The 6,891-nt window shown below is 29.4% G+C and carries 5 protein-coding genes; 4 read left to right on the top strand and 1 reads right to left on the bottom strand.

All coding sequences use genetic code 11. From position 1 onward, the window contains the following. The first annotated feature begins 119 nt into the window (after positions 1-119). The 4 genes from V3V28_RS14325 to V3V28_RS14310 all read left to right on the top strand — a co-directional run bounded on the left by V3V28_RS14325 (position 120) and on the right by V3V28_RS14310 (position 3,829). On the top strand, positions 120-932 hold the full coding sequence (locus V3V28_RS14325) for a hypothetical protein (RefSeq protein ID WP_331365698.1): 813 nt from the start codon (positions 120-122) through the stop codon (positions 930-932). A 143-nt stretch (positions 933-1,075) separates the two neighbouring features. Next, positions 1,076-1,717: a DUF4159 domain-containing protein gene (locus tag V3V28_RS14320; protein ID WP_331365697.1), complete on the top strand. Its 642-nt coding sequence runs from the start codon at positions 1,076-1,078 to the stop codon at positions 1,715-1,717. Positions 1,718-1,819: 102 nt separating this feature from the next. Beyond that, positions 1,820-2,743, top strand: a complete 924-nt coding sequence (locus V3V28_RS14315; protein WP_331365696.1) for a bile acid:sodium symporter family protein — start codon at positions 1,820-1,822, stop codon at positions 2,741-2,743. Positions 2,744-2,746: 3 nt separating this feature from the next. Further along, positions 2,747-3,829, top strand: coding sequence for a 1-acyl-sn-glycerol-3-phosphate acyltransferase (locus tag V3V28_RS14310; protein WP_331365695.1), 1,083 nt, complete (start codon positions 2,747-2,749; stop codon positions 3,827-3,829). A 115-nt stretch (positions 3,830-3,944) separates the two neighbouring features. Here V3V28_RS14310 and V3V28_RS14305 read toward each other — a convergent pair whose 3' ends face one another. Then, positions 3,945-6,863, bottom strand: a complete 2,919-nt coding sequence (locus V3V28_RS14305) for a glycoside hydrolase family 3 N-terminal domain-containing protein (RefSeq protein ID WP_331365694.1) — start codon at positions 6,861-6,863, stop codon at positions 3,945-3,947. Positions 6,864-6,891 lie beyond the last annotated feature (28 nt).

Below are 6,891 nucleotides of genomic sequence, written 5' to 3'. Positions count from 1 at the left end.
TCTCAATTGCGTCTAAATTTTGTCCGATAAAATTCGGATAAATTGATTTGTTATTTTGAGAACATCCCAAAATACAAAATGCTAAAAATAATGATGTTAGAATTCGTTTTTTCATATTTGTGCCAACAGAAGTATATTCTTTTGCTAATTGTAAATTTAATGCTACAAGCTGGCAAGTTTCTGGGAATTTAATAAAAGTTTGGTCTAATAGTACCCATATTGGGGTAAAACCTAGAAGTGGTGTAACTTTTGGTGCAGCAATGATAACAGCTAAAAACGGGAACAATATCATAAAAAAACAAGTTAATGTTGGGTATCATCTGTTTACAAACATAACAGAAATACCATCTTCTTCTATAAACCATATTTTACCTATTGCACCTGGTGGGGCAACAGATATTGGTTTAAAACTAAACTTTAATGCTTCTAATACAGAAATAGAAAAAATAGAATGGCAAAAAGTAGGTAGTAACTTTGTATGGTCTCAAGACAACAATTTATATGGTAATGATAATAGAGTTATAATATCTAAAAGTTGTAATGGGCCTATTCAGTTTAAAGTTAGAGTTAAAAATAGTTGTGGTTGGTCTAATTGGCAAGATATTACTTATAATATTACAAGTTGTTCTACCAATTGTAGTGGAGTTGGTTCTGGCACAACTACTGGTGTAAATAGCACAAATTTTGAGGTGTTTCCTGTTCCTTCAACTATAAACTTAACTGTTAAGATAAAAAACCAATCTTCTGCAATTTTACAAAACGGAGAGTTTTTTATGGTTACATTATATAATAAAGTCTTTAGAATTACTAGAGAAGTTAATGGTATTGCAAATTCTATTACGGTACCAACTTCAGATTTACCTACGGGTCTTTATATTTTAACAATACAGTACAATAGTATTTATGAAAGTTATACAATAGCAATAGATTAATAATTGAAAAAGAGAAGTATACTTCAGAAAAGCGTCATTAAAATTTTAATGGCGTTTTTTCTTATTCAAAATATTTTTAAAACAATACTTTTTAATACAATTTCTAATTTACTATCTTGCTTTCAATTCTTTTCTAAAAATTTATGAAGCAATTTTTTACGCTATTTATTTTATCTCTTTTTCTTTCTACAAACGCACAAGACGTTGCTATTTTAAAATACAATGGTGGTGGAGACTGGTATTCTAACCCAACTGCAATTCCTAATTTAGTTGCATTTGCAAATACAAACATTAAAACCAATATTTCTAAAAACCCTCAAACTATTTCTGTCGCTAGTGAAGATATTTTTAATTTTCCAATGTTATTTATGACAGGACATGGAAATATTTTCTTTTCTGATGAAGATTCAGAAAACTTAAAAAACTATCTAATTTCTGGCGGTTTCCTGCACATTTCTGATAATTATGGTTTAGATAAATTTATTAGAAAAGAAATGCAGAAAGTATTTCCGAAGTTAGAATTTAAAGAAATCCCCAGTAATCACCCTATATACAATCAGACTTATAAATTTCCAAACGGAATGCCAAAAATTCATGAACACGATAAAAAAGCAGCACAAGGATTTGGAATTTTCTACGAAGGAAGAATGGTTGTTTTTTACGATTATGAAACCGATTTAAGTGATGGTTGGGAAGATGAAATTATACACAACAACCCAAAAATTGTTAGAGAAAAAGCATTAAAAATGGGCGCAAATATTATTGAATTCACTTTTAAGAATTAGCAGTATGCAGTATGCAGAAATAAAAATTTTAAAACTACACAACTTTGTTTCTAATTTTCACTTTGAAACTTTGAAACTTTGAAACTAAATTAAATAAAATAAATGCAAAACCAAATAGATATAGATTCCATAAAAATAAACTTCGATGAAAGCGGTTTATGGGTTTTAAACATTGCCATTGCCATTATTATGTTTGGTGTAGCATTAGGAATTAAAATCGACGATTTTAAACGACTTTTTAAAAAACCTAAAATAGTTTTTGTAGGCGTTTTATCCCAATTTATTTTATTACCAGCATTTACTTTTTTAGCTATTATCATTATTGAACCTCACCCTAGTTTTGCTTTAGGAATGATGATGATTGCCGCTTGTCCTGGTGGAAATGTTTCTAACTTTTTTAGTAAAATGGCTGGCGGAAACGCTGCATTATCAGTAAGCTTAACTGCTTTTGCAACTTTAATTTGTATTGTAATGACTCCTTTTAACTTGCAGTTTTGGGGAAGTTTATATGCACCTACAAATGAAATTTTAAAAACCGTTTCTTTAAATCCGTTTGATTTGTTTAAATTGGTTTCTTTAATTTTAGGAATTCCACTTTTCTTTGGTATGCTAATAAAACATTACCATTCTGAAATGGCAAAAAAAATAGAAAAAATTTTAAAACCATTGTCAATGCTCGTTTTTATAGCTTTGATTTTTATTGCATTCTCACAAAATTTAGATGTGTTTGTAAATCACATTCATCATGTAATATTCTTGGTTATTTTACATAATATTTTTGCATTCATTTTAGGTTTTTATACCGCAAAAAGTTTTGGGTTAAATGAACAAGATCGTAAAACAATTTCTATGGAAACGGGTATTCAGAATGGTGGTTTAGGTTTGCTTTTAATCTTTGGCTTTTTTGAAGGTTTAGGCGGCATGGCTTTATTGGCTGCTTTCTGGGGGATTTGGGATGTCTTTTCTGGAATTATTTTAGCAACTTATTGGGGAAGAAAAAAGCCAGCTTCAATTAAAAACACATAATTCATGATTCAAAAAATTTGGTTTACACTTGTTTGGAGTTATATAAAGTTCGGATTGTTTTTTTACAGCAAAAAAATAAAGGTTTTAGGTAGAAAGAATGTTCCAAAAAAAGGTGCTGTTCTGTTTGCGGTAAATCACCCAAACGGGTTGGTAGATCCATTATATGTTACCACAACAAACAAGAGACAGAATCATTTTTTGGTAAGAGCAGCTTCGTTTAAAAACCCAATGATAAAAAAAGTTTTAGAATCATTGTATTTAATGCCTATTTATAGAATTCGAGATGGAATTCAGCAACTCGCAAACAATCAAGAAATTTTTGAAAAGTGTTTTAAAATTTTAAATGAAGGTAAAACTTTAATGATTTTCCCTGAAGGAAGTCATGATAAAAAAAGAACAATTAGACCTTTAAGCAAAGGTTTTACAAGAATTGTTTTTGGCGCTTTAGAAAAACACAAAGATTTAGAAATTAAGGTTGTTCCGGTTGGTATTACTTATCAAAACATTTCTAGTTATCCTGTAAAAGTGACTATAAACTATGGTACACCTATTGAAACAAGAAATATTTTTGAAATAAATACTCCTGCAAAAGCTATTAATATTTTAAAAGCTAAAGTAACAGAACAACTAAAAGAATTAAGTGTTTGTATTGATGATGATGAAAATTACGAAATCACTTTACAAAAACTAAATGATGCTCAAGTTGATTTTACTGAAGTAGATAAAGTAAATGAGATGATTGCAAAAAACACTTTTCCGAAGAAAAAGCCACCTCAAAACAACTATTTAAAACCATTACTTTATTTAATTATTTTGAATAGTATTTTTCCTTTTTTACTTTGGAAAAAAGTTTCTAAAAAAATTGATGAAATTGAATTTATTGATACTTTTAGATATAGTTTTAACTTGTTTTTATGTAGTTTTTTTTACTGTTTACAAGGTTTTGTTTTAAGTCATTTTTTTGGAAATACAATTGGTTTATTTTATATAACAATTTCTGCTTTTTGTGTTTTAGTATACACCAAATTGGCTCCTACAAATGCAAAAAAACATATAGAATTTAATGAAGCTGGCAAACAAGTCTAGCCCAGATTGAAAAGGCATCCTTTTTAATTGTCAGTTCTAGTAAATTTTTGAAGAATGAAAAAAATTATATCTATAACAAAATTAAAAAGATATAGTGAAAAGCAGGAAATAACTTCTAATCTATAATTGCATCTTGAATAATCTGTTGAATTTTGGTACGTGCGTTACTTTTAATTAAGCCTCTATTACTCATTGTTGGGTACACTCTGTTAGACAAAAACACATACACAATTTCACTTTTTGGATCTGCCCAAGTATAAGTTCCTGTAAAACCAGAATGCCCAAAACTTTCATCGGAAACACAACCACAAGTAGCTTTCACCTTTGGGTTAAGTTGTGGTTTATCGAACCCTAAACCTCTACGCACCTTTTTATCAGAAAAGTATCTGTGATTAAATTTGTCTATGGTTTCTGTTTTTAAATAACGTTTTCCGCCATAAAATCCTTTTTGCAAATACATTTGCATAATTTTTGCAACATCATTTGCATTGGCAAACAAACCTGCATGACCGCCAACTCCGCCCATCATTGCTGCGCCCATATCATGCACATAACCCTGTAACAATTGGTTTCTGTAATAATCATCTTTTTCTGTAGGTACAATCTCGTTTTTAGTAAACTTTTGCAATGGTAAATAGCTGGTTCTATCTGCGCCTAAAGATTGATAAAATGTTTCGTCTACCAATTTATTAATTGGTTTTTCGTACTTTTTTTCTAATGCTTCTTTAAAAATATAATAGCCTAGATCGCTATATTTATAACCAACTCTCTCTCTTTGGTCTGCTTCTTTTATGTATTTGTAGATACTGTCTTTATAGTTTTTACTCAAGAATAAATTTTCTGCAACCTTTATATTAAATTTATTTGTTTTTTTCTTTCTGTAAAACTTTGCTAAATTTAAGCCAGAAATACTGTCTTGTGTATCTTTATAAAAAGGAATCCAAGCTTTTAACCTACCAAAATGAGATAAAATTTCCTTAACTGTAACCTTACCTTTATTTGAATTCTTAAAGCTTGGTAAAATATCTCTTATGTTTGCTGATAAAGAAATTTTATGATCTTCTTCTGCTTTCATAATTAACGGAAGTGATGCTAAAATTTTCGTTAATGATGCCAAATCATAAACATCAGAATTTTTGACTATAAATTTTTTATCGTCTGTATGATAACCATAACTTTTATTAAAAATAATTTTTCCTTTTCTTGCTACTAAAACTTGAAAACCAGGTGCCATTTTTTTTCTCAAAATGATGTCTGCTATTTTGTCTATTGCTGCTAATTTTATAGAAGATAGTTTTGCATCTTCTGGTATGGTATATTCAAATCTACTTAAACTAGAAGTTATTAAACCATGTCCTTCTGCAAACTCTTTTTTGATAGAAACTGGTAGTTTCCCAGATGCACCAAAAGCGCCAAAAATAAGTTGTGCAGAAAGTTCTTGCGCCAATTTACTATTTTGAAATGATACAACAATCCCTTCTATATTTGTATATGTTTTAAGTTGTAATAAGCTATATGGACTTGTAAAAACATCTAAAATAATTTCTTTTTCCCTGGCAATTTCCTGTAACCAAACCAGTTCTTTAGTAGAAAACTTATAGCTTTTCCAAGGATGTAAATTTGATTTATGAAAACCGATAATCACCAAATTATAAGGCTTTAGTTTTTTTAGAACTCCATCTAAATTTGTATCAGAAATAACATCTACTTTTGTATAATTTTTCATCATTTCTACAAAAGAATCGCTAGAGTCATCACCTAATTTTATATACGCAATTTTCTTTTTTTCTAGATCTCTTATTGGTAAATTACTATTAATATTTTTTACAAGTGTTAAAGAATTTTTAACCAGTTTTCTATGTAATAATTCGTCTTCAACTGAATTTAAATCTTCATGAAGATTTTCTAGTTTTACAGGTTGGTAATTATTTAAGCCTGCCCAATATTTTGCTTTTAAAATTTTACGCACAGAAAAATCTAACCTTTCCTTTGTAAGCGTTTTTAATTCTAAAGCATTTTTCATCAACTTTACAGTTGCTGGAACGTCTTGCGGAATTAATAGCAAATCATTACCTGCTAATATTGCTGCCAAATCAATTTCTGCTGAAGTTGCATAATTAGAAGCACCTTTCATGTTTAAACCATCTGTAATAATCAAACCTAAAAAACCCATTTTTTGTTGCAGCAAATTGGTTACAACATTTTTAGATAATGAAGTTGGCAAACTTGTATCTGACTCTAAACTTGGTATGCTTAAATGAGCAGTCATAACACTTGCAACACCAGCATCAAACACTTTTCTGTAAGGGTATAATTCAATGGAATCTAAACGCGCCATATCAAAATCTAAAAAAGGTAATGTATGATGAGAATCTGCAGCAGTATCTCCATGACCTGGAAAATGTTTTGCATTTGCTAGAACGCCAAAACTTTGCATTCCCTGTGTAAAAGCAATTGCTTTATCGGTTACATTTTCTTTACTTTCTCCAAAAGAACGGTTACCGATAATAGGGTTTTCTGGATTTACATTAATATCTACAACAGGTGCAAAATTTATGTGAATTCCCAATCGTTTACAATGTCTTCCTAAATGCTCTCCAAATTGTTTTACCAAAGAATCGTTTCTAATAGCCCCCAAAGTCATGTTCCAAGGAAACCTGTAAGTGTTTTTTAAACGCATATCTAAACCCCATTCTCCATCAAAACCAATCATTAAAGGAACTTTAGCTGCTGACTGATATTTATTATTAAGTTGAGCTTGTTTCTTTGGTGTACCCTGCATAAAAATCAAATTACCAACATGATATTTTGTTATCATTTCAGTAATAAAATTTTCGTGTTTTTGGTCCAAATTAGAATACGCTTGCACCATAAATAATTGCCCTATTTTTTCATCAATAGACATAGAATTCATTATACTATCTACCCAAACCTGTTGCGCTTCAAAATCTTTAGTTCTTAAAGGATCTACACTTTGCGCAGCAAAATTGTAGCCAAAAGCGATACATAAAACTAATAGTAATATTTTTTTCATTTTAATTTTTTTTGAATATTTTTTTGGA

The organism is Polaribacter sp. (assembly GCF_036480315.1).
Classification (GTDB): Bacteria; Bacteroidota; Bacteroidia; order Flavobacteriales; family Flavobacteriaceae; genus Polaribacter.
This window is presented reverse-complemented; position numbering and strand designations above follow the sequence as displayed.